The sequence below is a fragment of the Nostoc sp. NZL genome, from assembly GCF_015714705.1.
In the GTDB taxonomy this organism is placed as follows: domain Bacteria; phylum Cyanobacteriota; class Cyanobacteriia; order Cyanobacteriales; family Nostocaceae; genus Nostoc; species Nostoc foliaceum_A.
The window spans coordinates 1-25,530 of record NZ_WBKL01000211.1 but is presented as its reverse complement, the minus strand read 5'-3'; the positions used below and the strand labels follow the sequence as shown (position 1 = coordinate 25,530).

At 42.0% G+C, this 25,530-nt stretch carries 20 protein-coding genes and 1 pseudogene; 4 read left to right on the top strand and 17 right to left on the bottom strand.

The window, feature by feature from the left end; all coding sequences use genetic code 11:
• Positions 1 to 171: 171 nt before the first annotated feature.
• The 4 genes from F8R90_RS31830 to F8R90_RS31815 all read right to left on the bottom strand — a co-directional run bounded on the left by F8R90_RS31830 (position 172) and on the right by F8R90_RS31815 (position 3,358).
• Positions 172 to 1,338, bottom strand: a complete 1,167-nt coding sequence (locus F8R90_RS31830) for a pyridoxal phosphate-dependent aminotransferase (protein ID WP_196514056.1) — start codon at positions 1,336 to 1,338, stop codon at positions 172 to 174.
• 216 nt (positions 1,339 to 1,554) lie between these two features.
• Complete coding sequence (locus tag F8R90_RS31825; protein ID WP_196514055.1) at positions 1,555 to 1,707, bottom strand: hypothetical protein; 153 nt, start codon at positions 1,705 to 1,707, stop codon at positions 1,555 to 1,557.
• Entirely contained in the window at positions 1,688 to 2,056 is a 369-nt protein-coding gene (locus F8R90_RS31820; RefSeq protein WP_196514054.1) for a hypothetical protein, read from the bottom strand. Before F8R90_RS31820 ends, F8R90_RS31825 begins: the two co-directional genes overlap by 20 nt.
• A 219-nt stretch (positions 2,057 to 2,275) precedes the next feature.
• Complete coding sequence (locus tag F8R90_RS31815; protein ID WP_196514053.1) at positions 2,276 to 3,358, bottom strand: class I fructose-bisphosphate aldolase; 1,083 nt, start codon at positions 3,356 to 3,358, stop codon at positions 2,276 to 2,278.
• 352 nt (positions 3,359 to 3,710) lie between these two features.
• Between F8R90_RS31815 and F8R90_RS31810 the strand changes: the two genes are divergently transcribed.
• The gene (locus F8R90_RS31810) at positions 3,711 to 4,028 is read left to right on the top strand and encodes a hypothetical protein (protein ID WP_196514052.1); all 318 of its coding nucleotides are present in this window, start codon (positions 3,711 to 3,713) and stop codon (positions 4,026 to 4,028) included.
• Between the two features lie 234 nt (positions 4,029 to 4,262).
• Positions 4,263 to 5,261, top strand: coding sequence for a M48 family metallopeptidase (locus tag F8R90_RS31805; protein WP_196514051.1), 999 nt, complete (start codon positions 4,263 to 4,265; stop codon positions 5,259 to 5,261).
• Positions 5,262 to 5,649: 388 nt separating this feature from the next.
• On the opposite strand, the gene F8R90_RS31800 is transcribed toward F8R90_RS31805, so the two are convergent.
• From F8R90_RS31800 to F8R90_RS31760, 9 genes are all read right to left on the bottom strand, one after another.
• Positions 5,650 to 8,292 (bottom strand): AAA family ATPase, encoded by a 2,643-nt coding sequence (locus F8R90_RS31800; protein WP_230967219.1) that lies wholly within the window; start codon positions 8,290 to 8,292, stop codon positions 5,650 to 5,652.
• 84 nt (positions 8,293 to 8,376) lie between these two features.
• Entirely contained in the window at positions 8,377 to 8,568 is a 192-nt protein-coding gene (locus F8R90_RS31795) for a hypothetical protein (protein ID WP_230967216.1), read from the bottom strand.
• Between the two features lie 14 nt (positions 8,569 to 8,582).
• A complete protein-coding gene (locus F8R90_RS33270) occupies positions 8,583 to 9,953 on the bottom strand; it encodes an ATP-binding protein (RefSeq protein ID WP_331000758.1) in 1,371 nt (456 codons plus the stop codon).
• Positions 9,954 to 10,214: 261 nt separating this feature from the next.
• Positions 10,215 to 11,858 (bottom strand): acetolactate synthase large subunit, encoded by a 1,644-nt coding sequence (locus F8R90_RS31785; protein WP_196514050.1) that lies wholly within the window; start codon positions 11,856 to 11,858, stop codon positions 10,215 to 10,217.
• A gap of 109 nt (positions 11,859 to 11,967) precedes the next feature.
• Positions 11,968 to 13,335, bottom strand: a complete 1,368-nt coding sequence (locus tag F8R90_RS31780) for an NAD-dependent succinate-semialdehyde dehydrogenase (RefSeq protein ID WP_190900370.1) — start codon at positions 13,333 to 13,335, stop codon at positions 11,968 to 11,970.
• 215 nt (positions 13,336 to 13,550) lie between these two features.
• The gene (locus F8R90_RS31775) at positions 13,551 to 15,191 is read right to left on the bottom strand and encodes an adenylate/guanylate cyclase domain-containing protein (protein ID WP_196514049.1); all 1,641 of its coding nucleotides are present in this window, start codon (positions 15,189 to 15,191) and stop codon (positions 13,551 to 13,553) included.
• Between the two features lie 254 nt (positions 15,192 to 15,445).
• Positions 15,446 to 16,327 carry a ribosome biogenesis GTPase YlqF gene (gene ylqF / locus F8R90_RS31770; protein ID WP_196514048.1) on the bottom strand — a complete coding sequence of 294 codons (882 nt, stop codon included), beginning with the start codon at positions 16,325 to 16,327 and terminating at the stop codon, positions 15,446 to 15,448.
• Between the two features lie 31 nt (positions 16,328 to 16,358).
• Entirely contained in the window at positions 16,359 to 16,742 is a 384-nt protein-coding gene (locus F8R90_RS31765; protein ID WP_196514047.1) for a VOC family protein, read from the bottom strand.
• A gap of 15 nt (positions 16,743 to 16,757) precedes the next feature.
• Positions 16,758 to 18,176, bottom strand: coding sequence for a DUF3370 domain-containing protein (locus tag F8R90_RS31760; RefSeq protein ID WP_196514046.1), 1,419 nt, complete (start codon positions 18,174 to 18,176; stop codon positions 16,758 to 16,760).
• 297 nt (positions 18,177 to 18,473) lie between these two features.
• Between F8R90_RS31760 and F8R90_RS31755 the strand changes: the two genes are divergently transcribed.
• Positions 18,474 to 20,906, top strand: a complete 2,433-nt coding sequence (locus tag F8R90_RS31755; RefSeq protein ID WP_196514045.1) for an MASE1 domain-containing protein — start codon at positions 18,474 to 18,476, stop codon at positions 20,904 to 20,906.
• A 52-nt stretch (positions 20,907 to 20,958) separates the two neighbouring features.
• Positions 20,959 to 22,221, top strand: coding sequence for a hybrid sensor histidine kinase/response regulator (locus F8R90_RS31750; protein WP_442946773.1), 1,263 nt, complete (start codon positions 20,959 to 20,961; stop codon positions 22,219 to 22,221).
• Between the two features lie 237 nt (positions 22,222 to 22,458).
• Here the strand turns inward: F8R90_RS31750 and F8R90_RS31745 are convergent, their stop codons facing one another.
• From F8R90_RS31745 to F8R90_RS31730, 4 genes and pseudogenes are all read right to left on the bottom strand, one after another.
• Positions 22,459 to 23,772 (bottom strand): hypothetical protein, encoded by a 1,314-nt coding sequence (locus F8R90_RS31745; RefSeq protein WP_196514043.1) that lies wholly within the window; start codon positions 23,770 to 23,772, stop codon positions 22,459 to 22,461.
• Positions 23,773 to 24,051: 279 nt separating this feature from the next.
• Positions 24,052 to 24,423, bottom strand: a complete 372-nt coding sequence (locus tag F8R90_RS31740) for a hypothetical protein (RefSeq protein WP_196514042.1) — start codon at positions 24,421 to 24,423, stop codon at positions 24,052 to 24,054.
• 386 nt (positions 24,424 to 24,809) lie between these two features.
• A pseudogene (locus tag F8R90_RS31735) lies at positions 24,810 to 25,232 on the bottom strand (gamma-glutamyl-gamma-aminobutyrate hydrolase family protein).
• 17 nt (positions 25,233 to 25,249) lie between these two features.
• Positions 25,250 to 25,530: zinc ribbon domain-containing protein (locus F8R90_RS31730; RefSeq protein WP_196514041.1), on the bottom strand; the 281-nt coding region annotated here is incomplete at its 5' end.

Here is a 25,530-nt window from a genome sequence, read left to right as displayed (position 1 = left end):
AGAGACTAGTTTTTGTTAGAAAATAAGATGCATTTCCCCTGTCTGAAACTCGGAACTTCAGGTTTAAAAATGAACTCCACCCGTTCTGAGTCGAAAAGGTGGAGTTAAAATTTGGAGATTTGGTAAATTCTCCTCACAAATGACGAATGACAAATGACAAATGACAACTAATTAAATACGCGACTTGACAAATTGCTCTAATCTATCCATTCCCTTTTCAATCGTCGCCATATCGGTGGCGTAGGAAAGGCGAATGTTGTCATCAGCACCAAAAGCAATTCCGGGAATGACTGCAACTTGATGTTTTTCCAACAAAGCATCACAAAATTCTAGGGATTTCAGACCGGTTTTGCTGATATCAGGGAACAGATAAAAAGCGCCATCTGGTTTTGCGGTACTCAATCCAGGAATGGCGTTGAGTCTGTCTAACATAACTTGTCGCCGCTTGGCGAAAGCTTGGCGCATTTCTTCGACACAATCTTGAGAACTTTCCAAAGCCGCGATCGCACCATATTGGGCAAAGGTACACACGTTAGATGTACTATGCCCTTGGATGGAACTCGCTGCTTTAATAATTTCCACGGGCCCTGCTAAATAACCAAGTCTCCACCCAGTCATGGAATAAGCCTTTGCAAACCCATTACTGATCAAAGTGCGGTCAAAAATTTCCTTCCCAAGCGAACCGATGCTGATATGTTCTGCACCGTCGTAGAGAATCTTTTCGTAAATCTCATCAGAGACGACAAAGATATCTGCATCAACTACTACCTGCGCCAGTGCTTTGATTTCATCTGGCGTGTACACCATCCCAGTGGGATTAGATGGGGAGTTGAGGATAAATAACTTCGTCTTCGGCGTGATTGCTTTACGGAGTTGTTCGGGAGTAATTTTATAACCCGTCGTGGCATCTGTAGGCTCAATCACCGGAACTCCACCGACCAAGGTTACCATTTCGGGATAACTTAGCCAGTAGGGTGCAGGGATAATTACCTCATCACCTGGATCAATCAGCGCCACCATCAAGTTGTACAGAGAATGCTTACCGCCATTGGTGACGATGACATTCTCAGACTTGTAATCAAGACCGTTATCAATTTTAAGCTTATGGGCGATCGCTTCCCTTAACTTTGGTTCTCCGGCTGCTGCACCATACTTGGTTTTGCCTTCTTCCAAAGCTTTGACTGCTGCGGCTTTAATATGCGCTGGGGTATCAAAATCTGGTTCTCCAGCGCTAAAACTACAAACATCTATTCCCTCTGCCTTCAGTGCCTTAGCCTTGGCTGCGATCGCTAAGGTTAATGAAGGTGTTACCTGACTTACTCTTGCTGCCAGCTTCATTCTTACTTTTTTTTTGGCAAATCTTTCACTTATCTAAGGATATCCCAGAATCCCTACCAAGATTTGCTTTCTCAGAATTCCTTCGCTGGTTTAGTTAACAAAGATTTGCAATTTTATTAGCAGCTAAGTGTCTATAGATGCAAGGGCACACAGCTAGGCTTTTATAACAGCCATCAATCTCACCAAGCCTCCTTTGGAGGTAGAGTGTAAGGATAATTATTTTTGTTGGATTTGGATTGTAGCGAAGTTAAGTGACTCAATCAAAATCCCCTTTAGCGGCTTGATTTTGGGTAATTTCTTTTTCAAAATTACTGCGATCGTAGCCTTTCGCTCTAAATTAACTGCTTCCTCACCGCTTCGGTTCAGCATAACTTCTGGAATTTCTTGGTCGACTCCCACTTTCCGAGTCTTTAGGAATCCCTTCTGTTGTACGCCTTCCACTATCGATATAATCATCGCCAGTTGCTGGTATATTAACTTTTACCTTCTGACGTTCTTTGGTAGCGTAATAAGGTTTGGAAGATTCAGTTTGTGCTACCCGTCGGTCTTTGCTGGTGTAATAAGGTTTATTTACTTCTACCTTGTGGTTTTTTTCCGAATAATAACCCTCCGCCTGAACTGAAGTAGCAGGTAAGCTAATGAGCCACACTAAACTTGCCAGCATGACTATCGCAATTTTGCGGCGCAATTGATTAAATATTCTCTGGATTTCCAACATTGGAGATATTTGCTCCTCAATATTTAACAAACGATTAAATATTAGAGAACTGTTATGGAGTGAACGTCTTCCTCTAGGTTGGTTATCTATATATAAAAAGTAAGGTGGGCATTGAGCATGGAGAAGAGGCAGAGGGGCAGGGTGCAGGGGGCAGAGGGGAAAATTCTTCTCCCTTGCTCCCTGCCCCCTGCTTCTTCCCCACTCCCCACTCTCCACTCCTTAAGCTATCGTCACATCCGGCGACAAATAAACATCTTGAATAGCGTGAAATAGCTTCACACCTTCCTCAAAGGGACGTTGGAATGTCTTTCGCCCAGAAATTAATCCCGAACCACCAGCCCGTTTATTAATTACAGCGGTGCGAACTGCTTCGGCGAAGTCATTTTTACCAGTCGCGCCACCAGAATTAATCAGCCCGACCCGCCCAGAGTAGCAATTTAGTACCTGGTAACGAGTTAAATCAATTGGGTGGTCAGTTGTCAACTCTGTGTAAACCCGCTCATCTGTTTTGCCGTAACTCTTACCAGTGGCTTTGGCAATTGCACCGTAACCATTGTTATTTTCAGCTAACTTTTGTTTGATAATGTCGGCTTCAATGGTTACACCCAAATGATTCGCTTGCCCGGTGAGGTCAGCAGCAAGGTGGTAATCTTTATCTTGTTTAAAAGCGTTGTTTCGCAGATAACACCAGAGAATTGTCACCATCCCCAGTTCATGGGCGCGTTTAAAAGCTTTGCTGATTTCCTGAATTTGTCTAGTAGACTGGTCTGAACCAAAGTAAATTGTCGCACCCACCGCCACCGCCCCTAAATTCCAAGCTTGTTCGACATCAGCAAACAATACCTGGTCAAATTGATTAGGGAAAGTCAGCAACTCATTGTGATTGATTTTGGCAATAAAGGGAATTTTGTGGGCATACTTGCGTGAAACGATACCTAATGTCCCCAAAGTGGTAGCAACCGCATTGCAACCTGAAGCGATCGCTAGCCTGACAATATTTTCTGGGTCAAAGTAAATCGGATTGGGTGCAAAAGACGCACCTGCTGAGTGTTCAATCCCTTGATCTACCGGGAGAATAGACAGATACCCAGTATATGCAAGACGACCAGTAGAATAAAGTAACTGGAGATTACGTAATACTTGAGGGTTGCGATCGCTGTTGATCCAGATGCGATCTACAAAGTCTGGCCCAGGCAAATGTAGTAAATCACGAGAAACTTTTGCTTTGTAGGTAAGCAGGTCTTCTGCCTCTTTACCTAGCAATGACTCTATAGAAGTAGCCTCTATGAGCGTTGTAGTCATAGCGTTTTCCTCAAAAATTGAGCAAATGACCTTTGCCCTTAAGATAGCATTTTTAATACTCGTAACCTGCTTAAGCTTGCATTAACTAGATATATATTCCTTTGGATATAAAAGTCTTAAATCATTCTTTAAAAATCGATAAAATCAATGATTATCTGAGATATAACCATGATTTGAGCCAAGATGCACAAAGAAAAAATAGTGCTTTTGAAGATTTTGGTGAATTGCAGACTGATAATTAATTTGATATATTTCGATTCTGATACTTATAATCTGACAATAATAAAGTTAGAAAGTAATCTCCATAGACCCCAATTGTAGTAATAATCCTTGGAAGAACAAAGACAATTATATGAGTAAGTTTCAAATCGATATCGACTTCAGCAATATAGATTTAGCTTCCCTTGAGACAGAAGAAGATTTTCAAAGAGAGGCAAAAATATTACTACCAAAGGTACTAGTCAAAGTAGGTGAAAGTGTAGGGGAAAAAACTTGGGAAGAATTACAGCAAAAGCTGCAAGGAACCGGAGGTAAACTCAAATCTTCTCCAAGCGAAAAACGCAGGTTTATGCAAGAAACCGGAAGAACTTATCAACGAAATGCCAGTAAGAGAGAAAGGCAAGAACTAGAAGATTATATAGTAGAGCAATTACGCCAGCACAAGCAGTAAATAGCTACCTAAGTCTGATGTAAGTGTATTCTAACTTCTATCTCTGAGTAGCGATGTTTACGACAGGCTATGCCTACGCTGTGCCGACATGGCTACCGTCGCTAACGCCAACAGACCGAAGTCCTCCTGAGCGGACTTTGTTTTGTAGTACCTTTGTAAATCTTAAATTTACACAAAATCTATTTTGCATTATTGTATAAAAATCATCCTTGTATTACAGCGGTATCAACAATAATGCTTAACTGGGACAGAACACTGCTAACTACTAGTTCCTTGTGCCTACTTTTGTTCTCTGCAATGCTGCCAGTCCAGGCTAAACCAGTCCAACAGAAGAAACCAGCACCCACAGCCACAACATTTTACCAGCAAGCTAAAAAAGAATTACCTGAAGATTTTTATACTCTCTATCGCGTCATAGATAGAATAGCGCGTGCCAACGAATTAGATAATCGTCCTTGGCGAGTTGTGGCTGTTCCCAAGTATGATGTCAATGCATTTGCAAGTGACGTTAATTTGGTTGCGATTTACGATGGCATACTTGACCAGTTAGCTGGTGATTCCTCAGCATTAGCTTGTGTAGTTGCCCATGAAATGGGACATCACACCAAGCGTCACATCGCTGTTGGCGCAGCTCAAAGAACTGAGTTGATTGCCAAAATTCAGGAAGAAGCAACCAAAGAAGTACTGGGAGAAAGAGAAACTGCAAACCAAGAGTCAACAGCTGCTACTGTTGGCGGTGCCGTTTTGGGTGGTGTAATCGGGGGAAATCTCGGTGGTTTCCTAGGTTCCGTTCTTGGCAATCAAGGTACTCAACGACAAGTAGAATCACAGCAACGCATTAATGAGATTGTCGAGAAAAAGAAAAAAGAGTTAGAACAGCGGTTAGCAGAACAAGAACGACAACAAGAGTTTGAAGCTGATGAAATTGGCTACATAGCTTCTGTGAAAGCAGGCTTTGAACCAGAAGGATGTTTGAGAGTCATGCAGGTTTTGGCTCAAACTCCTGGTTCTGAATTTGATACAACTCATCCAGCAGTACCCAAACGGATTGAGGCAATTAAAGCTTTAATTATTAAGTATCCACCCCAGACTTTGGTTAAAGAGGGTGAAGCGCGAATATCTAAGACAAAGCCTTTAACGTATAACATTTCTAAAGATAAAACCTCGTTACGGATTAACTCAGTTCGCGGCGGTTCCCAAGCAGATGATATAGAACGTCGCTTTGGTAAATAAAAGACTGGGTGACGAATAGTTAAGCTCAGATGAGTCTTTGATACTCGTAAATGAGTCTTTGATACTCGTGAATGAGTCTTTGATACTCGTGAATGAGTCTTTGATATTCGTGAATGAGTCTTTGATATTCGTGAACGAGTCTTTGATATTCGTGAACAAGACTTTGATATTCGTGAACGAGACTTTGATACTCGTGAACGAGACTTTGATATTCGTGAACGAGACTTTGATACTCGTGAACGAGACTTTGATACTCGTGAACGAGTCTTTTGTATCACGTACAGTTAAAAGCTTGTCATTGCGAGCGAGGCGAAGCAATCACAAGGATGTTGGGATTGCTTTGCTTCATTCACAATGGCATGTCATAAGTTAATTTATCAGACATGATTCAAACAAACCAGCGGCGAATCAACTCCACCTGGAAGCTATAGCCGTCGTCAACTTCCTCAATTAACTCCCGTTGCAACAGCAAGTTGAGAGTAATATTAGCATCGGGGAACTGTTGCAATAGAATTTGGCGGCTGACTATAGCCCCTTCCCCTTGAACGGCGATAAAACGTAGAATAGCTTGTCCAGTAGCATCTACTTGGTTGTTTCGAATGTCAGCAAAGAAAAAGCTGCCACTTTGCAAAGCTTCTGGTATCGCGGCTTCCACATCCGCTAAAGTTGCCAATCGCCGGATAGAGGGGTCTTGTTCGTTTTTAAGGACGATAATTTCCGCACAGAGTAGTTGTACTAAGAATGGGTGACAACGGGTGAGTTGCAGCACTCGCTCAACAGCGTTGGGTTCATAGCGGAGGGTAAAATCTTTGACGGGACGTTCAATTAATTGTCGTGCTTCCGCTTCTTTGAGGTAGGAGATATGCACTACTTGGACATTAATTAGATAACTAGCCCAGCGCTGATATTCTTCAATAGTATGAGAGCCAGCCAGTAAAACCTTGAAGCGGGGACGATGTTGGATGAGGTGACGCAACATTCCCAAAACATCCTGTTCATCAAAACGACCTTTGGTTATGGCGTTGTCTAGCACCTCAAATTCATCTAGCGCTAGTAAGGCGGTATTTTGTTCTAGAGCCTGTTCTACTTTATCTAGCCATTCATAGAAATAGGTGAAAGGGTCAGATTTTAGTACTTCGCGGGCTAGGGACGGTAGAGTTAAACCTTGCTTTTTTGCTGACTTCTCCATCTCTCTAGCCAGGTTGTAGAGAAAACCTGCATGGTCACTAGCTGATGAAGGTGCGCCTTGCAAGTCTACAAACATGGGAATGATGTTATTAGGTAGTAACTTTCCGATGTTATTTAGGAGGGAAGTTTTACCCATGCGTCGCTGACCATATAGTAGCAGAGGTGGACGACGGCGATCTAAAAGTAACTGCTCAATGCGTAAGCCAATGTCATCACGCCCTGTGAAAATTTCTTGCTCTAGTGTGAGCGGTACACCAATAATACAAGGGTTATCAATTTCTTTATTTTGTTCAACTTTGATAGCTAATTCTTCTATATATTTATTGATTATATCCAGCCATATTTTCGCAAAAGGTAGAAAGAAAGAAGCGTATTTATTATTAATACGATTGAAGTTTTCTAGCTGTCCATTTAGTTTTTCTGCTACAGCTTTAAGAGCTATACGCTGGTTGTAATTACTTCTTTGTTCTAATGCTGCGTTTACATCCTGACTGATGCGAGTGAATATGCGTAGGACAGAATTAATTGAGTTCCCTAATTCCTCAATTTCTATGGTGCGATGAAGCTGACGTATAGCTTCTACATCATCACATTTTCTTAGGTTCAATGCATCTTTGCAAATTTGAACAGCCCACTTTTGGTGACTTTTATTGAGATAATCAATGGCAGCTTCACCCTCGCTTGGGTTATGTTCTATGACTAAAAGTAAATACTTCTCTAAGCCATATAAAGGTATGCGTTGAAATTGATCCCAAAAGGCTGAATGATAGCGTAATGAACTTGAATACTCATCTATACTTTTTTCAATTTGTTGAGAAGGTAAAGGTAATATGGGCTTTGGAAATGTTTCATCGGTGTGCCTTTGGTTAATTCGATAAGGAAATATATTAGACAATCTTAATAAAATAGAAGGCTGGTTAATGCGATTTTCTTCCAACCGATAAAGTGCTAAATTCCATAATTGGAGTGATGGGTATAAAACTATTGGTCGCCATAAGTTGATAGTTATACCCAGAAATAACAGCACACCAAACGCCACGCCTTCCGTCACACCAAACGCCACGCCTTCCGCCACGCCTTCCGCCACGCCAAACGCCACGCCAAATGCCACGCCAAATGCCACGCCTTCCGCCACACCAAACGCCACGCCAAATACCACGCCAAATGCCACGCCAAATGCCACGCCTAACGTCACGCCAAACGCCACGCCAAATGCCACGCCAAACGCCACGCCTAACGCCACGCCTAACGCCACGCCAAACGCCACGCCTAACGCCACGCCTTCTGCCATGCCAAACGCCACGCCTTCTGCCACGCCAAACGTCATACCTTCCGTCACACCTAACGCCACACCTAACGCCACACCTAATGCCACACCTAATGCCACGCCAAATGCCACGCCTAACGCTACGCCAAACGCCACACCAAACGCCACGCCAAATGCCACGCTAAACGCTACGCCTTCTGCCACGCCAAACGCCACGCCTTCCGCCACGCCAAATGCCACGCTTAATGCTACACAACACCCTAAGCTTGAGGCCACAATAGACAAAATATTTGGTAATGGCTGACCTAATCCCCAAAGTACTAAACCAAGGATAAAATTAGCCCAGAGAGGTACGATTAAATACCCTTGTAGCACTGGCTGCCATACAGATGGTTTGTTCAAGTCTGCTAAAGAGGTAATCTCATTTTTAATATGTAAAGTGTGCTGATACCAAGCTACAGGACGAAAAAATAGCCAAAACAATAGTTGTAAACCACCTATGATCAAATTAGAGTGTGGTTTAGGTGCATCAGTGTAGATTTCAGCATAATTAGTGAGTGAGTTTTGAGAAGGCATAATTTGCCTGCTTAGGTTAATAGCAGAGATATTAAAGATATTGTTGTCATTACAAACGTAGTTATGACAGCACTTCCCAATCTTCTATAGAACAGCCTCAATTAGTTCATCGTAATGAATAACCTTTCCCTGTAAAGGATAAAGGTTAGAGTCTGAAGGTTGGGAAAAACGTTCTAAAATTAGGATTTCTACTGCTTCACCTGCTTGAAACAGGAAATCCTCAATAATCAAGATTCCGTTTTTAGTTAACTTTGTTTCAATTCGGTGTGCTTTCATAATTACTCTGCTAGTTATGAATCTAATAAATCAGCAAATGGTTTCATTTGTCGTAATCCTTCCTCACGCCAATTATCATCAGTCTCTCCTTCTTCTAAACTAAATAATCTTTCTCTACATAGAATTTGCAATAACAGTGGCCAGCAGCAACTTTGTGACAAAATCCACTCTACATCTTCATCAGTCAAAGGAATGGGCGAACTCGCTATCAATTCTCGCGCTTCTATCTCAGTCAATGCTCCCAGATATGCGGTGTAACCGAAAATATTGAAAAAGGGTGAACTGTGTCCTGTGTTTCGCGCCATTTCAATCGGTGATTCGGGGGTAGTCAAGACAAATGCTAGATTCCCTCCTGTATGGTTAGTTGCCAAAGACCGCAAACATTCCCAAAAACTATCATCTAATTCTGGACAGCGTTCCAATCCAACACTAATCTCATCCAATAAGATGACTGTGGGACAATGTAAATTATCGCTGACTACATCCATGAAATGATCTAAATCCCAAGGTGTAGGCACTTGCATATTCAGTGATTTTAGGATGTACTTTAGTAGCCCTTCTCGGCTTTGCATTCGTGCGTCTTGCAAGTCTACGAAAATCCAACAGTAATTTTTTGGATGCGGTAGCCAGTCAGATTTTTGCTCAGGACGCAGCTGTTGTGCTGGGGTGGTGGTGATATTTTTTAAGTAGTGCAGCAAAGATGTTTTACCACTACGCTTTTTGCCGATAATGGCGGCGTTTTGTAAGGGGTGGCGTTTGAGTAAGTTAAAGAGGCGTTTTAATTCTTTTTCGCGCCCAAAAAAGTAACGGGGTTGAGTGATGGGTGCGCCAGTGATGAAGGGTGATACTTCCCCGTTAGTTGGCTGGGATTTGAATGGATAAACTTGAACTTTTTTTTCAAAGATTTTGGTTGGTGAAGCTAATTTAAGTGCTGCTTCGACTTTATCAAGTTCAGCTTCTAGATTTATTAATTTAGCTGTTTCTTCTTGAAACTGCTGTTCTAATTGAAATTTATTTGTTGTCCCAGTCTCAATCATTAAGGCAAGTCTTATTTGGCTGACTTTTTTGTGCTGGATATTCCACGCTTCTTGAAGTCCATCTCGGTTCTTCTCTAATCTAAATTGTTGTTCTACGCTCAAGGTTTCAGCTTGCGGATTTTCTGGTTCTTTATATGCAATTTCTCGCCAGTCTAACCCCAATTTCTCGCTGAGTTTTATGAAATTTAGAGAGTCAACAGGTTTACCAGTGAGAAAGTTTTTGACTGTGGGGGGAGAAAATTCCATATCACTAGGCAAGGACTGCTGGCTATAATAGCCATTGCGCCCAAGTGCTGACTTAACTTTATCAATATACTCTGGGCCTACCCGAAGCGATCGCGCCATCATTCCTTATCGAGAAACTGCTGAGAGTATATCAGATTTTTATACTAGCTAATCCCATTTTAGAATTTAGATTTTAGATTGAGAATTCTTTCTCTTAAAGGGTTCTATAATTCCATCTGTCATAATCATTTTTAAAATTTATATAAACAATATTTCGATTAAGCGATATAACAAAACACTAAAGGAGTAAAAATTAAAAAGGAGTTAGGAATAAATAACTCCTAACTCTTAACTCTTAACTCCTAACTCCTAACATTTAACTTTTTACACCGCGCAACTCAACTCGCCGGCTTTTTGACTAAAGCGGTGATTCTCCCGATAATCTACGGGACAATCTATCACCGCAGGTACATCTTGAGCGAGGGCTTCCTTCAAAGTGGGAATCAAATCTAGAGCCGATTCAACTCGGTAGCCTTTTAAACCCATGCTTTCAGCGTATTTAACAAAATCAGGATTGCTAAAATGCACAAAAGATGAGTTTCCTTTGCCAAATTGATTTTCTTGCTTCCACTCAATTAACCCATAGCCACCATCATTGAAAATTATGGTGACAAAGGGTGTACCGACACGTAAGGCTGTTTCTAATTCCTGAGAATTCATCATAAAGCCGCCATCGCCTGTTACAGCAACGACTTTGCGGTTAGGATGAACAAGTTTTGCTGCTAAAGCGCCAGGAATGGCAATACCCATAGCCGCGAAGCCGTTGGAAATTATGCAAGTATTGGGGCTATGGCAATGATAATGGCGGGCCATCCACATCTTATGTGCGCCAACATCTGAGATGACGATATCATCTGGGCCCATCACTTGCCGTAAGTCATAAATTAATTTTTGCGGCTTAATTGGAAATCCATCATCATGGGCGTACTGTTCATAATCAGCCCGAATCTCTGACTTTAAGCTAATAGCAAAGGGATCGGGTTTACCTTGTCGGTCTGCTAATTTTAAGATTTCGTAGAGGGAATCTGAAATATCTCCGACAACTTCGGCGTTGGGAATATAACTACTATCAATTTCCGCCGGACTTACCCCAATATGGACAATGGGAATTTCACCATTACGATTCCATTTCTTCGGGGAAAACTCAATCAAATCGTAACCGATCGCAATTACTAAATCTGTGTTATCAAAACCACAGGTAATGAAGTCTCTTTGCTGTAATCCCACTGACCACAAAGCTAATTGATGTGTGTAGGGAATCACGCCTTTACCCATGAAGGTATTGGCAACAGGTATATTCAGCAATGTGGCAAATTGTGTGACAGCATCACTTGCTTGAGCACGAATTGCCCCATTTCCTACTAAGATTAATGGGTTAACTGCTTGGCAAATTGCCGCTGCTGCTGCCCGAATGCTAGCAAAAGATGCATAGGTTTTTTCGCTATTATCTTTACGCAAAGGTTTGCCTTCGACGGGCATGGCAGCAATATTTTCTGGCAAATCAATGTGAACTGCACCAGGTTTTTCGGATTGCGATCGCTTAAATGCTTTCCGCACTACTTCTGGTGTAATACTAGGTCGCACAATCTGCTTATTCCACTTGGTAACAGGTGCAAACATTGCCACCAAATCTAAATATTGATGAGATTCGATGTGCATTCTATCTGTTCCAACCTGACCGGTAATCGCCACTAAGGGCGCACCATCGAGGTTCGCATCTGCTACCCCAGTCATCAAGTTGGTTGCTCCAGGCCCAAGAGTAGAAAGACATACTCCGGCTTTTCCTGTTAAGCGTCCGTAGACATCGGCCATGAATGCTGCACCCTGTTCATGACGAGTCGTAATAAATTTTATGGAAGAATGTTTTAACGCTTCCAAAACGTGCAGATTTTCTTCGCCGGGGAGTCCAAAAATATATTGCACTCCTTCATTTTCTAGGCACTGCACCAATAATTCTGCTGTATTCATTTTATTTCCTAACTATTGACGAATAAGACTTTAGTCATTAGTAATTTTTTCTTTGTCATTAGTCATTAGTTCTTTGACAAATGACTAATGACCAATGACTAATGACTAATCACTTCACCCACACGGTTTTAACATTGACAAACTCATGTATACCCTGGATACTCAATTCTCTGCCATATCCAGAACGCTTAATGCCACCAAAGGGCAATCGGGGATCAGATTTGACCATACTGTTGATAAATACGGCACCTGCTTCGATTTCCTCAACCAAGCGATCGCTCTCTTGGTCGTTGGTTGTCCAAGCACTTGCACCTAAGCCAAAGGGTGAGTCATTAGCGAGTTTTATGGCAGCATCGATATCTGGAACCCGGAATAACAAGGCTACTGGGCCAAAAAATTCTTCTTTTGCAATTGGTGTGTCAGACGGGATATCTATGATAATCGTTGGCGGGTAAAAGTTCCCTGGACGATCTGATAAAGGATGTCCACCGGTGAGGACTTTACCACCGCTGCTGATGGCATTTTGCACTTGTTGGTCTAAATCCTGGAGAATACCAGGAGTTGCCAGTGGGCCTAAATCGGTATCTGGTTGCATGGGATCGCCTACTTTCAGCGTCTCAAATTTTTCTAAAAGTAATTTTTCAAATTTGTCTGCGATCGCTTCTGCGACAATAAAACGTTTTGCTGCAATACATGATTGCCCGTTATTCAACATTCGTGCTGTAGTAGCTGTGACAACTGCTGTCTCTAAGTCAGCACTTTCTAACACAATAAATGGGTCACTTCCTCCCAATTCCAAGACGGTTTTTTTAATTTGTTTGCCGGCAGCGACGGCGAGGGATGCGCCTGCTGGTTCGCTTCCTGTCAATGTGGCAGCTTTTACTCGTTCATCAGCCATTAAATCGGCGACTTTAGCAGCGCCTATCAATAGAGTTTGAAACGCACCTTCAGGAAAACCCGCTCGTCGGATAATATCTTCAATTGCTAAGGCACACTGCGGCACGTTGGAAGCATGTTTGAGTAAGCCGACATTTCCCGCCATCAAAGCTGGTGCGGCAAAACGGAACACTTGCCAGAAGGGGAAATTCCACGGCATCACTGCGAGAATTGCACCCATTGGTTGATAGCGAACAAAACTATGGCTGGCATCCGTTTTTACAGAAACATCAGCCAGAAAACCAGGGGCGTGTTCGGCATAGTAGCGACAGACGACGGCGCATTTTTCTACTTCTGCGATCGCTGCTTTAAATGGCTTACCCATTTCCAGAGTCATCAACTTAGCAAATTCTGCTTTGTCTTGCTCTAAAATATCAGCAGCCTTTTGCAGCCAGTGCGATCGCGTCAAAAAACTAGTCTGACGATACTTTTCAAAAGCCTGATTAGCCAAATTGAGTTTAGCGGTAATCTCTGCATCATTGAGCGCCTCAAAGGTTTTGAGCGTCTCCCCAGTGGCGGGATTAATGGTAGCGATAGCCATTACCTGACCTCCCGTTAAAAAATAGCTTGAGGTAGGCTTCCTAGTGTTACACAGATCAATTCTGGAAGCTACCACCCAAATTTTAGTCTTTTCACCAAGAATTAGTTGCTTAAATTACAATTTCGCAATTATTTTTGAAATAAAATATACTAATTAACTATGTATTTCTATAGAGAGATTAGTCATTTGTCATTCCAATACCTAATGACCAATGACTAATGACCAATAATTGTTGGCACTTGCTGCAAATTTGTCTTATAAACCTTTACCAATCGATCAATACCTTTGAAACGATAATCTCCCATTTCCTCAAAGTCTGAAGGCAGTGAAAGCATTTTATGAGTGGCTTCACTAATCACGCATTCACTAGGGGGGCAAACTGCTTCCATACGAGCAGCAAGATTGATCGTCGCGCCTAATGCCGTATAATCGACTCTTTGGGAACTACCAACATCTCCCACAACAGCCTTACCGCTATTAATAGCAATACGTAATTGCAGAGGTTCGTGCCAAAAACCATTGGCATTAAGATGTTCCAGACGAGTCAGCATTCCCTTTGCAGCAGCAACAGCGCGATCGGCGTGATCTGCTTGCGGTTCTGGAGCGCCAAAAAATGCCATAATACAATCGCCAATATATTTATCTAAAGTGCCGCCGTAGGTAAACACTTCTTTTAGCATCTCTTCAAATAAATTATTTAACAGTTGAGCGATCGCAGTTGGCGTTAACCGCTCAGAAATTGCCGTAAAGCCAACCAAATCTGCAAACAAAATACTAATTTCGCTCTCGGCGGGAGCTAAACGACCACCCGGTAATCCGCCTACAGATATTAACTGCTGTACGACTGCTGGAGAATGATAGCGTTCTAGTCGGTGACGAATCATCTCTTCAGTTTTGAGTTTCTCTACCAGCAACCAACGCTGGACGCTAGAAGCTACAAGGTTTGCTAAAGCTGAAAAAAAGCTGAGTTCTTCTTCGCCTTCATTTGCCCAATGGTAAGAAGAAAGATTGGCATCGGCATATAGTACGCCCACAACTTTATTTTCATCCCATAAAGGCACCGCCATCGCGCTACGAATGCCTTTGACCAAAATACTCTGTTCACTAGCAAACCGTTCATCCTGATGGGTATCGGCGGTTTGAATGATAACTTTTTCGTCAAATACCTTTTGACAGATACTCCGACTAATCCAACTTCCATCTGAGGCGAGATGTTTTTGTTGAGAAACGTTTCTAGTGGCAGCATTCACTAATTCTAATTGGCCGCAACCATTAACATCAATTAATAATGCCAAGCGATCGATACTATCAAGGTAACGAAAAACCACTTGCTGCACCTGAGAAAAAATCTCTTCTATAGACGCGGCTGCACAGAGATTTTTAGCTATATCCACTAAGTCTTTGAGACGGGCAATGGTTTTATCCTTATTACTGATGTTGCCATCTTTGCTATCAGCTGCGATCCATTGCTGTTGTAATTGCTTGACATTGTGAAGGATTGTTCTTTGCTCATTATTTTCCGAAGTTCCGGGATACTCCGGTGTCGATTGGGAAATAGGGCTTGTGAACAGCACTAACAGGCTTACATTGCCCAGCCAAACGCTATCACCGTGATGTAACTCTTGGGGACAGCTAATAAGATATTTATTTACTTGCGTCCCGTTTTTGCTGCCCAGATCCTCAATAGTCCACACACCGTCAGCCGTTTTCACTAGGCGGGCATGGTTGCGGGATACTCCAGCAAAAGGTAAGTATAAATTACATTCCGGCAAACGACCAATTGTGAAGATATCTTGGTCAACTGCGATCGTTGTCTCGGTATCTCCCTCTTGTAGGCGTAGCGTGAGTTCAGTCATGAGCGTGATAGATCCATCGAAGCTAGAGGTGCAAGCAACTCTAAGGTAAGTTATACCCTACAGGTTAACCTTCACCTTTTCTTTATGACACTGTTAACTGCATTCCGACAACTGTATGTGACGGATATTACATTGAAATAAGCAATTTTGCTGTAGGTTCAGTTTAGAGGGGGTTTGATCTCTTTGTGAAGGGAAGCCAGGAATTTTTCAATTTTGTGAGCCAGCGCGGTGAGTTCAGCTTCTGTCACCCTTATTTAATTAGGAGGTAATTCTAAACTTAATTCACCCAACAACCCCTTGCGAAAATCTGTTAAAAGTTGTCTTGCAGCTCGCTCTATATCACCTTTGTAACGATGCTCCGCCAAGGCGTGCAAATAGGTATCTCCAGTGTCTGATGTCGAATCGAGTTGGTAACGGGACTGTAATGGTTTTTTTGGTAATAAATCTGCGGCTACAGCTTCCAAATAATTGAGTAAATCCACTAGGGCTGCTGCTACTAGTTGGTTATCGTAAGATGCTTCACCGATATCATCACAAATGGCTAATTTCAATGCTGCGTCTTGGTCTTCCAATCTTAAAGGGATAACACCAGGAGCATCTAGCAATTCTAAATGTTCGGAAATTCGCACCCAGCGCAGTTGGCGAGTTACGCCAGGACGGGCTGCACTTTCCACTACTCGCTTTCCCAACAGGCGGTTAATCAAAGCTGATTTACCGACATTAGGAAAACCAATCACCACAGCCCGGACTGGACGGGGTAACATTCCGCGATCGCTTCTTCTTTGATTGAGTTCTACTCCAGCGGCTTGCGCTGCCCGCGCCACTTCTGCTATACCTTTACCATGTTGAGCGTTGGTAAAATAAGGGACTTCTCCCTGGCGTTTAAACCAATCTATCCACAGCGATCGCATTTGCGGCGTAATCATATCTACTCGGTTAAGTATCAAGACCCGTGCCTTACCCTCTACCCACTCACCTATTTGGGGATGGTGAGTCGCTAAGGGAATCCGGGCATCTCGTACCTCAAACACCACATCTACGCGTTTAAGCTGTTCTTTGAGCTTCCTTTCAGCTTTAGCAATGTGACCTGGATACCATTGAATCAGGTTTAATCTATAGTTTTGAGTTATAGCCATAATTAATTACCAAATAAATTATTATCACTTATTAATTATCATTCACTGGGGCTTGATGTAAAATCAGACGATTACCATCAGGGTCATAGGCATAAATTTCTCTGCCGTGGGAAGCAATGGAAATGTCTCCTGGTGGGGGATAGCCCAAAGCAGTTAGGTGAGCGATCGCATCTTCTAAGTGATTCACCTCTAAACACAAACTTATCTTACTTTTGGCTATCGCTTCAAATTCCGATTCGTTTGTGTTCTTGGGTTTAAAAATACCTAATCGCATACTAACCAAATTAAACTCAGCATAGACATTCGGAATCAAAAGAACTGGCTTTTGCTCCAGAAATCTAGTATAAAAACTCACTAACTCCTCAAAGTTAACTGATGCTATGGTGACAAATGCGTTAGTGTACTGGAAAACCATATAAGCCTTAATTTATTACTTTTCTAAAGTTTTTACACTCAGCACTTGCGGTGGTGTCGAATCTGGTGGATAAATCACATCTACCTGTACTATTCGTTGAGTCGATGGGGGAAGTACAAGCTGCACTAATGGTTCTAACACCTGACCAGTTCTGTGCCATAGATGTATGTAGCGCGTTTTTTGTTGACCTTGGTCATCAAAGTAGCGTAGCCGTACTGTACCACGGAAGAAAGGAAAATCTAGGGATGGTTTGCGGAAACGTAGACCACCTTGGGATAATTTATCTTCCTTCAATGGTGTTTCTAAAGTAACAGCTACGGTCTGGTTTTGACTGGTATTGTTACTTAAGGGTAAAGTGAGTTTATATTCCACCCCATAATTGCCATGTGCTTCGTATGCCGTATCTGGATAACGTACCAGCATCTTGGCTGTTTGGATTTGTTGAGTGCCCAATCGACCACTGAGCAATGTATCTAAAGCATAAGAAATAGCTTTCCCACGCTGGGGAATAGTCAGATTTGTGGTTTGGGGATTATCCACCAACTTTGCTTTCCACTGCGAACCACTAGACACACCAGCTACACGCCCATAAATCAGTGCGCCACTAGTAGCATTTAGAGGAGTAGGAGTTTTATCTCGCGGCCCAGCGAAGTTCCCGGTATTTAGTAAAGCTTGCCATTCTGCAAGAGTGGGTGGGCGGTCTGTATTATCAGTATTTTTCTTAGCAAACATTGCTAAACTTGCCGCATAAACTTGATTGTTACTACGCAGCCGCATAAAACTAGAGCGACCATTTACCGGCTTTTCTAGATTCCGTACAGGAATTGGATGATTTAACAACATCCGACTTTGTCCTGGCGGAATTATCAGCTTTGCGGGAAAATCTGCTTGTCGAACACCTCGGAGTACATCAGCAACAGCGCGATTGCCTGGGCCTGAGTAAGTCTTACCATCGTTATTTTCTATGTAGGGGGGTAAGGTGACAAAGGGTGCATCCTGCATTAGATAACTCGCGGCTTGCAATACATCTACTGTTACAGGTTTTTTACCAGGATTATGCACAATTACGCCCAAATATAGCGTTTGTAAATCCTTGGGAGTGTGGGTGTAGTGGTGGGCAAATAAGTCAAAGCGTCCCTGAAAGGGAAAATTGAGGTGCGCTGCTGGAACTTTTTTACCGTTTGTAGGAAAGGTAGAAAGTAAAATACCCTCAGTTTTAATCCATTCTGGGCTATTGCTGTTAAAAACGGGTATTTTATCCAAGTTTCCTGGTAAAGGTCGAACTTCTCCTGGTTGCACAATTTCTTGGGGTGCTGGCTTCGGTGAAGTTTGAGCGATCGCTGAATTATTTTTTTGAGTTGTGCATCCGAAGGTTTGAGTTATGGCAAGTCCTAATAGAAGTGTAAATACAGGTGAAGGGAATTTAGCTAGCATAAAGTTGAGCGTCAAGAAAGCTGTGGTGTCAAAGATAACAACTTATTACTACAAGTTCCTTGAAGCAGATTTCTGAGAATGCGAACGTGAAAGCTGTGCTATCTAAGCATTATAGTCTTTTTAACTTTCCTGTTTTGTTTAAGTCCCGCTATTTGTATCACACTTTTAATGAATTAGTATGACAGCTATGTCATATCTATTCTTGATGATAAAAGTCACAACTACTTTTGGGAATTATAAACTGGACAACCTTTATTGAGGGTTACTGACCTTCAGCTATCTGCACGGAGACAAGAAATGCAGCAAACTACGATAAAACAGCAATTCCTACCTAAGCTGGATCGTCCATTTATAATAGCAGCACTGACCATTCCTATTGTTCACCTCGGACTTGGATACATAGGTTTATCTATGACATTTGTCGGTGGTGCGTCAGCATTTTGGCCTTCATTCGGTGTGTTTTTAGCAGGAATGTTATTGGTAGGCTATCGGGTCTGGCCCATCATATTTTTGAGTGATTTTATTGTTAGTTATATTTTCTTTTTTAAGAACAATCTTTTAATTAGTACTATCATTCCGGCTATCAACTTAATTACTCCTTTCGTAGCAACTTTTTTAATTCATAAGTTTATCAAGCGTCGCCATTTCTTAGAGCGATCGCAAGATATTTTTAAATTTATGGTTCTGACTATACCCAGCCCCCTAATCAGTTCCATCTTGGCTGCACTAACGCTTTGTATTAGTGGTATTGCACCTTGGTCAATATTTAGTAACATTTGTCGAACTTGGCTGACATCAGACAGCACAGGTATTTTAATTGTTACACCTTTAGTGCTGGCATGGTTGCAAAAATCTCCATCGCCGAGAAGCTTCCATCGGCGACAAATTATCGAACTTACATTCGTCTTATTGTCAATGATGGCGATTGTTCGGGTCGCTTTTTCAGGGGGATACCCAATTGAATACATGATCATTCCGCCGTTAATTTGGACGGCATTTCGATTTGAAGCGCGGATATCGACTCTAGCTGTACTTATTGTGTCAGCGATCGCTGTTTTTGGTACTGTTAAAGGCTTTGGTTCGTTTGCCAAACAACTCTCACCTAATGAATCGCTCATCTTGTTGCAATCATTCATTTGTGTAATTGCTATCACTACCTTTATTATCTCTGCGGTAACTAGTGAAAACCAAAGATCAGCAATGATACTGCGACAAACCAATGATGAACTAGAGCGACGAGTTGAAGAACGAACTGCCCAACTCAACGAAGCAAAAACTGTTGCCGAAGTTGCTAATCAAGCCAAAAGTGAATTTCTCGCCAACATGAGCCACGAATTACGAACTCCACTTAATGGCATCCTTGGTTATACTCAAATTCTACAACGGACTGAAACCTTGTCAGACAAAGGATACAAAGGAATTGAAATTATCCATCAATGTGGCTTTCATCTATTAACTTTAATTAATGACGTGCTGGATTTGTCTAAAATCGAAGCCCGCAAAATGGAGTTGTATCCCATCGATTTCCATTTTCCTTCGTTTCTGGAAGGAGTAGTCGAAATCTGTCGGATTAAAGCCGATCAAAAAGTTATTTCCTTCACCTATCAGCCCGACTCTCAACTCCCGGTTGGTATCCACGCTGATGAGAAAAGACTGCGGCAAGTTCTGATTAATCTTTTGGGTAACGCAGTCAAGTTTACAGATAAAGGAGGGGTGACTTTAAAAGTAAACGTTATTAATCATTCGTCCAGGGTCAGTAGTCAAGAAACACAACAAATAACTAATTATAAAATTCGTTTTCAAGTAGAAGATACAGGGGTTGGGATGACATCGATGCAATTGCAGAAAATCTTCCTTCCCTTTGAGCAAGCAGGAGACATCAAACGACAATCTGAAGGAACAGGTTTGGGATTAGCTATTAGTCAAAAAATTGTTTACCTCATGGGTAGTACCTTGGAAGTTGAAAGTCAAATTGGTCAAGGTAGTATTTTCTGGTTTGAAGTAGAGTTACCAGAAGCAAAACAATGGGCTGCAAGTTCCAGAGTAATGCAACAAGGAGCTATTACAGGCTATCAAGGCAAAAAACGCAGCATTTTAGTAGTAGATGACAAGTGGGAAAACCGTTCGGTAATCCTTAATTTATTAGAACCAATTGGATTTGAGTTAATAGAAGCTAGTAATGGACAAGAGGGGATTGATCGGGCTGTTACATCTCAACCTGACTTGATCGTTACTGATTTAGTTATGCCTGTAATGGATGGCTTTGAGCTGATTCGGTACATCAAGCAATCTGCTCAGTTAAAAAACGTAGCAATTATTGCTTCTTCTGCAAGTGTGTTTGACAGCGATCAAAATCGTAGTTTAGATGTTGGGGCGGATGCTTTCTTATCTAAACCTGTTGTAGCTGAAATTTTGCTGGAATTACTGCGATTAAAATTAAATTTGGTATGGATTTATGCACCAGAATTGGAAGTTGATTCAAAGTGCAATCAAACTCATGTTCAGTCAGATTCTCAGAATCTCTCTTTACCTTCGATTGAGATTTTGACTAGCTTATATGAGTTAGCAAAATATGGCAATGTTGATGGGATATTGCATGAAGCCAATAACTTAAAGAGTAATCATCCTGTTTGTTTTGATTTCGCTCAACAAGTAATCCAACTTGCAGAAAATTTCCAAATCAGGAAATTGCGAGAAGCATTAAATGAATGGATAGACCAGTCAAAATAAACTGTAAATTATCTTTAATGATTTTTTGTTAATTCATTTTATAAAAAAACATTTGATAACCATGAAAAACTCTGATTTTGTTTTAATTGTTGATGATAATCCAACTAATTTGTCAGTACTATCACAAGCGCTAAAAAGTGCAGGTTTCGCAGTTAGAGTCGCCGAAGATGGAGAAAGTGCGATCGAAATGGTGCACCATAAACCACCTGCTCTAATTTTGTTAGATGTGCAAATGCCGGGAATAGATGGGTTTGAGACTTGCCAGAAACTTAAAGCTGATCCATTAATGCAAAACATCCCAATTATTTTTATGACAGCGTTAGCTGATACTGGAAATATGGTGAAAGGGTTCTCGTTAGGAGCCGTTGATTACATTCCCAAACCCTTTGAACAAGCAGAAGTGATTGCTAGAGTGCGAATGCATTTGCAACTGAAGCAATTGACCGATAATCTTGAACAAATGGTTACAGAGCGAACGACAGCATTACAAAAGGCACAAGTGCAACTGGTGCAACAAGAAAAGCTTTCAATGCTTGGTCAATTGGTAGCAGGTGTAGCACATGAAATGAATAATCCCATTAGCTGCATTGTTAGCAATATTCATCCTGCTCAAGAGTATATTGCTGATCTCACTCATGTCCTGCAATTATGTCAGGAAAATTATTCCCAACTACCGCCTGTCATTCAGAATGCGATCGCTCAAATAGATTTAGACTTTCTCTTAGAAGATTTGCCCAAGCTCCTCAATTCCATGCAGGTTAGCACAGAACGAATTAAAGAAATATCCGTGTCGCTGCGAAACTTTGCCCGGACTGACACATCGGTAAAGGTTAAGTTTGATGTTCATGAGGGACTTGACGATACATTATTAATCCTGCGACATCGTTTTAAAGGGTTGGGACAGCGACCTGAAATTAAAGTCGTCAGAAAATACGCTTCCTTACCAAAGGTTGAGTGCTATCCAGGACAACTCAATCAAGTGTTCATGAATATCTTAGCTAATGCTGTAGATGCTTTAGAAGATGTTTGGCAGCAGGGCAAGCGAGTCAATGATTCCCTAGCAATCAACATCTTTACAGAGATGTCCAGCCCTGGATATGTAACGATTCGGATTGCCGATAATGGCATTGGCATGACAGACGAGGTGAGGCAAGAAATTTTTAATTATCTATTCACAACGAAAACAGTTGGTAAAGGTACTGGACTGGGATTGGCGATCGCTTATCAAATTGTAGTAGAAAAGCATGGTGGAGCAATGGAGGTTAATTCCATACTCAATCAAGGAACTGAATTTGCAATTATGTTGCCTTTGTAGAACTTACATAGTTAACTCTCACAACCCACGCCATCCCCATCTCTATCAAACCACCCTCACAAAGGTCGTGTAATTTTAACCAACCTCGCCACAGTACCTAGATACCAATAGGTGTTTTGCTTCGATGTTCGAGATAGCCGCCAAGCCGAGCAACAGCATAGCCCCACCCTTAGCGCTGAATTAGTACTGCAAGAAATATATACTTTTTATGAGTGCAGCACTTAATTTAGAAGCACATTAACGATCAGTTTCAGACAGCTTCAGATTTTCCATAATCGTCTTTAAATGAGGTTCAAACTGCTCGAGGCTGGCAAGCTGTTTGAATGTATTACTTTTTTCCGCTGGCTCGTAGCCTGTAGTAATAATGTACAAATTCCCATTAAATGTCATATAGTTCACATACTTTTCGCGCACCTGCCCTAAGCGGTCTATACTCTTAAAGCCATACTTTAACCCTGGCAAATCACCAATTTTGACTTCTTCTGGTTGTTGCACCTGAACTTTGTAGGTTGTGCCATAAGTCGAAGTACGTTCTTTTGTAATCGTTTGGTAGTAATCTGCGATTACAGCTTTTAATGCAATCAGTGCCTTAGCTTTATCATTAGGATTGCTATAGGTGAATAGCCCTGGGACTAACCCAAGTTGTTCAAATTGGGTTTGCAGAATGGGATAGTCAGTATACGTCCGGCGTTGAAGTTCGACGCTTCCCACATCAAGTTTGTTGCGATAGACGCACAAGAAAGGATTTTGATAATGGCAAGGGCTGACATTCCATCCCGCAGGAGAAGAGGTTTTACCTAGAACCGACAGCCACGGATTACCTAATTCTGTTTGAGTATCGTACAGAGGAGTACCATCACTCGCTATTACTACATAGCGATATTGATGAAACGCAGTTCCTAAATAAGGCTTGAGTTGGGTAACACCATCAGCATTGCGAACTGTAACTTCAAAGTAGCCCCCTTCTGGCACCCAACCAATCCACCAGCCTTGGTTGTATTTGTCATAGCCAACTGTTTCCCAAAACTTGAAGCGCGCTCTACGCTCATCTTCCGGATGTATACTCTGGTTAACTTTGCGCCAAGTCGGTTGCCCCCAATTACGTAAAGCATCGCGTAACATCGGCAGTGGCATTGCTACCAGAGGGCGATTGAGATACCAACCATAGCGATCGCGCTCAGTCTTCAAGTAAGTACGAGTACAGCCATCATATTGCGCCGAAACCAGCCGTTCATCAGCTGCGTAAACTTCGTAGGTTGAACCGTCTAATTCTAAAGTATTGAGAACTTGTTGTTTCTCGATTCCCGTTAAACGATCAAAATCTGGAGTCAAGGTGATGCGGCGATTTGTAATCGTATCTAAAATCTTTTTTCCAAAGAATTGATTGGGATCATTTTTGAGTTGGTTTGCACGTTGCTGTACTTCAGGGTTCACTTGTTCTGGCGGACGACCAAAACGTGGACAGTTTGCCTGGGCTGGATGTGTCCCAATCCCTACATAAGCAGCGAGTAAGACAACTGGAAACAAAGAGTTCAGTATGTGCTTACGCATTTTGAGCTTCAGGATATATTTCACAAAAATTTTTTGAGGGGCTATGATTATTGGTTTCCGAGAGTGACAAAACAGGGTTAATCACTCCCACAACAATACGCAGGGTAAGTCATTGTTAGCTAAAGTAACAACTCATAGCCATCAACTTTACCCATATTGCCACAGCACAGGTGATCTACAGCTTCTAAGCCAAAGTTAAGCAACATATTAAGCTTACGTGTAACTTGATAGATGGGCTTGGTACCTCAGCCCATCCTACGGCGCTTGAGTGCAAACGTCTTATTTCTGTTTGCAGGTTGCGGTAAGTTCTACATTGTAGAAAGTCCCTGGTTTGGGATTAATTGAACGCAACTCCTGGATAAAAGCATTAAATCTTGCATTGCTTGTGCCGAAGCCAGCTTCAGCACAAGCAGATAAACCTCCTTCGATGGGAATAGGAGATCCGGCCTTGGGACTATATACAATGAATTTATCGACGGTACTAGTGCCGACTGCAAACCCGATAACTTGGCGAATTGTTCGCAAAGCGGCATTATCTAAAGAACCACCAATACTGCCAATACTGATATTAACCGCACGACTTTCAGCCACAGCGGGCGCACTAATCGACAATACTGCCCCGACAATCATCAAACAGGTGAATTTCTTCATTTTCCTCTCCTCCAAAAAATTGAAAAACTAATAATTAGGTTTCGACATCGATGAAGTAGATCAGAGATGCTAGCCATGTAAGCTTTTCAGACACGCTTGTGTGTATAAACGGCAAAATCTGTGAACCTATACCATGATTCTAAAAATCCCTACATCTTTTCGTAAAATGTGCTTAAAAACCTTAATTTTTCGTTGTCAGTTCTCGATAAGCTTAAGCTTTGTGACACTAATATTATTAGTGGGATAGGTTCTAGACAGAGAGTGTCCGCCTGTATTAGATGGTGTTCTCTGCTATTGTGATTTGAATTTAAAGATAAATAGGGGATAAATAGGGGAGATAATTGCAATTACAGAAAAAATTTTCAGCACCGATTAATTTGGGGGGATCACCCTGGCTCTGACCCGGTTGCGAGGTTACGGTCATCCCAGAAGTGTCTTGTATGTGCAGCCTGAACGAGAGCTAGAAAAACTCTTTGATGATTGGGATCGAGAATTGAAAGCTCAGGATGCCATTGCACACCAATTGCCCAAGGATGGTGTTCATGGTCCACAGCTTCAATGACTCCATCATCCCAAGCATGAGCAACAACCCGTCAACCAGGCGGTACTTTATCTACCGCTTGATGATGCCAAGAAACTACAGATATGTGAGAATTCTGTAAACAGTCAGCTAAAAGGCTTTCTACATCTATCCTGACGAGATGTTCTGTAGGTAAATGTCGTCCAGGTTCAGACTTTAGACGATGTAATGCAGATGTACCGTAAACATCTGGAATGTGAGGAATTAGAGTACCCCCACAGGCGACGATGAGAATTTGTGAACTACCTACACTGACCTGACGGTACAGTGTAGGCTTCCCAATTCATTGGGGATTGCCTCAACCTTCGTAGATTTTTTACGTCCTGAAGACTTTGGTCTTACATCCCCTCCAAGGGCAGAAGCGCTAGTTCCTAACGCCCATAATCGCAATCCTTCATTTTTGATATTTATAGCAGCATTGATGTCTCTATCATGCTGCTTATGGCAGTGTGGACAATCTACAAACCTAATACCCAATGAATCATAACCATTTTGCAATATTGGGATTGGTAGCAGAGTCTCACTAC

Excerpts from the sequence above, each read along its gene's own strand:
- F8R90_RS31825 (WP_196514055.1), bottom strand. The coding sequence starts at position 1,707 with ATGCTGAACCGAAGCGGTGAGGAAGCAGTTAATTTAGAGCGAAAGGCT.
- F8R90_RS33270 (WP_331000758.1), bottom strand. The coding sequence starts at position 9,953 with ATGATGGCGCGATCGCTTCGGGTAGGCCCAGAGTATATTGATAAAGTT.
- F8R90_RS31815 (WP_196514053.1), bottom strand. The coding sequence starts at position 3,358 with ATGACTACAACGCTCATAGAGGCTACTTCTATAGAGTCATTGCTAGGT.
- F8R90_RS31745 (WP_196514043.1), bottom strand. The coding sequence starts at position 23,772 with ATGCGTAAGCACATACTGAACTCTTTGTTTCCAGTTGTCTTACTCGCT.
- F8R90_RS31800 (WP_230967219.1), bottom strand. The coding sequence starts at position 8,292 with ATGCCTTCTCAAAACTCACTCACTAATTATGCTGAAATCTACACTGAT.
- F8R90_RS31740 (WP_196514042.1), bottom strand. The coding sequence starts at position 24,423 with ATGAAGAAATTCACCTGTTTGATGATTGTCGGGGCAGTATTGTCGATT.
- F8R90_RS31760 (WP_196514046.1), bottom strand. The coding sequence starts at position 18,176 with ATGCTAGCTAAATTCCCTTCACCTGTATTTACACTTCTATTAGGACTT.
- F8R90_RS31775 (WP_196514049.1), bottom strand. The coding sequence starts at position 15,191 with ATGACTGAACTCACGCTACGCCTACAAGAGGGAGATACCGAGACAACG.
- F8R90_RS31795 (WP_230967216.1), bottom strand. The coding sequence starts at position 8,568 with ATGAAAGCACACCGAATTGAAACAAAGTTAACTAAAAACGGAATCTTG.
- ylqF (WP_196514048.1), bottom strand. The coding sequence starts at position 16,327 with ATGGCTATAACTCAAAACTATAGATTAAACCTGATTCAATGGTATCCA.
- F8R90_RS31830 (WP_196514056.1), bottom strand. The coding sequence starts at position 1,338 with ATGAAGCTGGCAGCAAGAGTAAGTCAGGTAACACCTTCATTAACCTTA.
- F8R90_RS31765 (WP_196514047.1), bottom strand. The coding sequence starts at position 16,742 with ATGGTTTTCCAGTACACTAACGCATTTGTCACCATAGCATCAGTTAAC.
- F8R90_RS31820 (WP_196514054.1), bottom strand. The coding sequence starts at position 2,056 with ATGTTGGAAATCCAGAGAATATTTAATCAATTGCGCCGCAAAATTGCG.
- F8R90_RS31755 (WP_196514045.1), top strand. The coding sequence starts at position 18,474 with ATGCAGCAAACTACGATAAAACAGCAATTCCTACCTAAGCTGGATCGT.
- F8R90_RS31805 (WP_196514051.1), top strand. The coding sequence starts at position 4,263 with ATGCTTAACTGGGACAGAACACTGCTAACTACTAGTTCCTTGTGCCTA.
- F8R90_RS31810 (WP_196514052.1), top strand. The coding sequence starts at position 3,711 with ATGAGTAAGTTTCAAATCGATATCGACTTCAGCAATATAGATTTAGCT.
- F8R90_RS31785 (WP_196514050.1), bottom strand. The coding sequence starts at position 11,858 with ATGAATACAGCAGAATTATTGGTGCAGTGCCTAGAAAATGAAGGAGTG.
- F8R90_RS31780 (WP_190900370.1), bottom strand. The coding sequence starts at position 13,335 with ATGGCTATCGCTACCATTAATCCCGCCACTGGGGAGACGCTCAAAACC.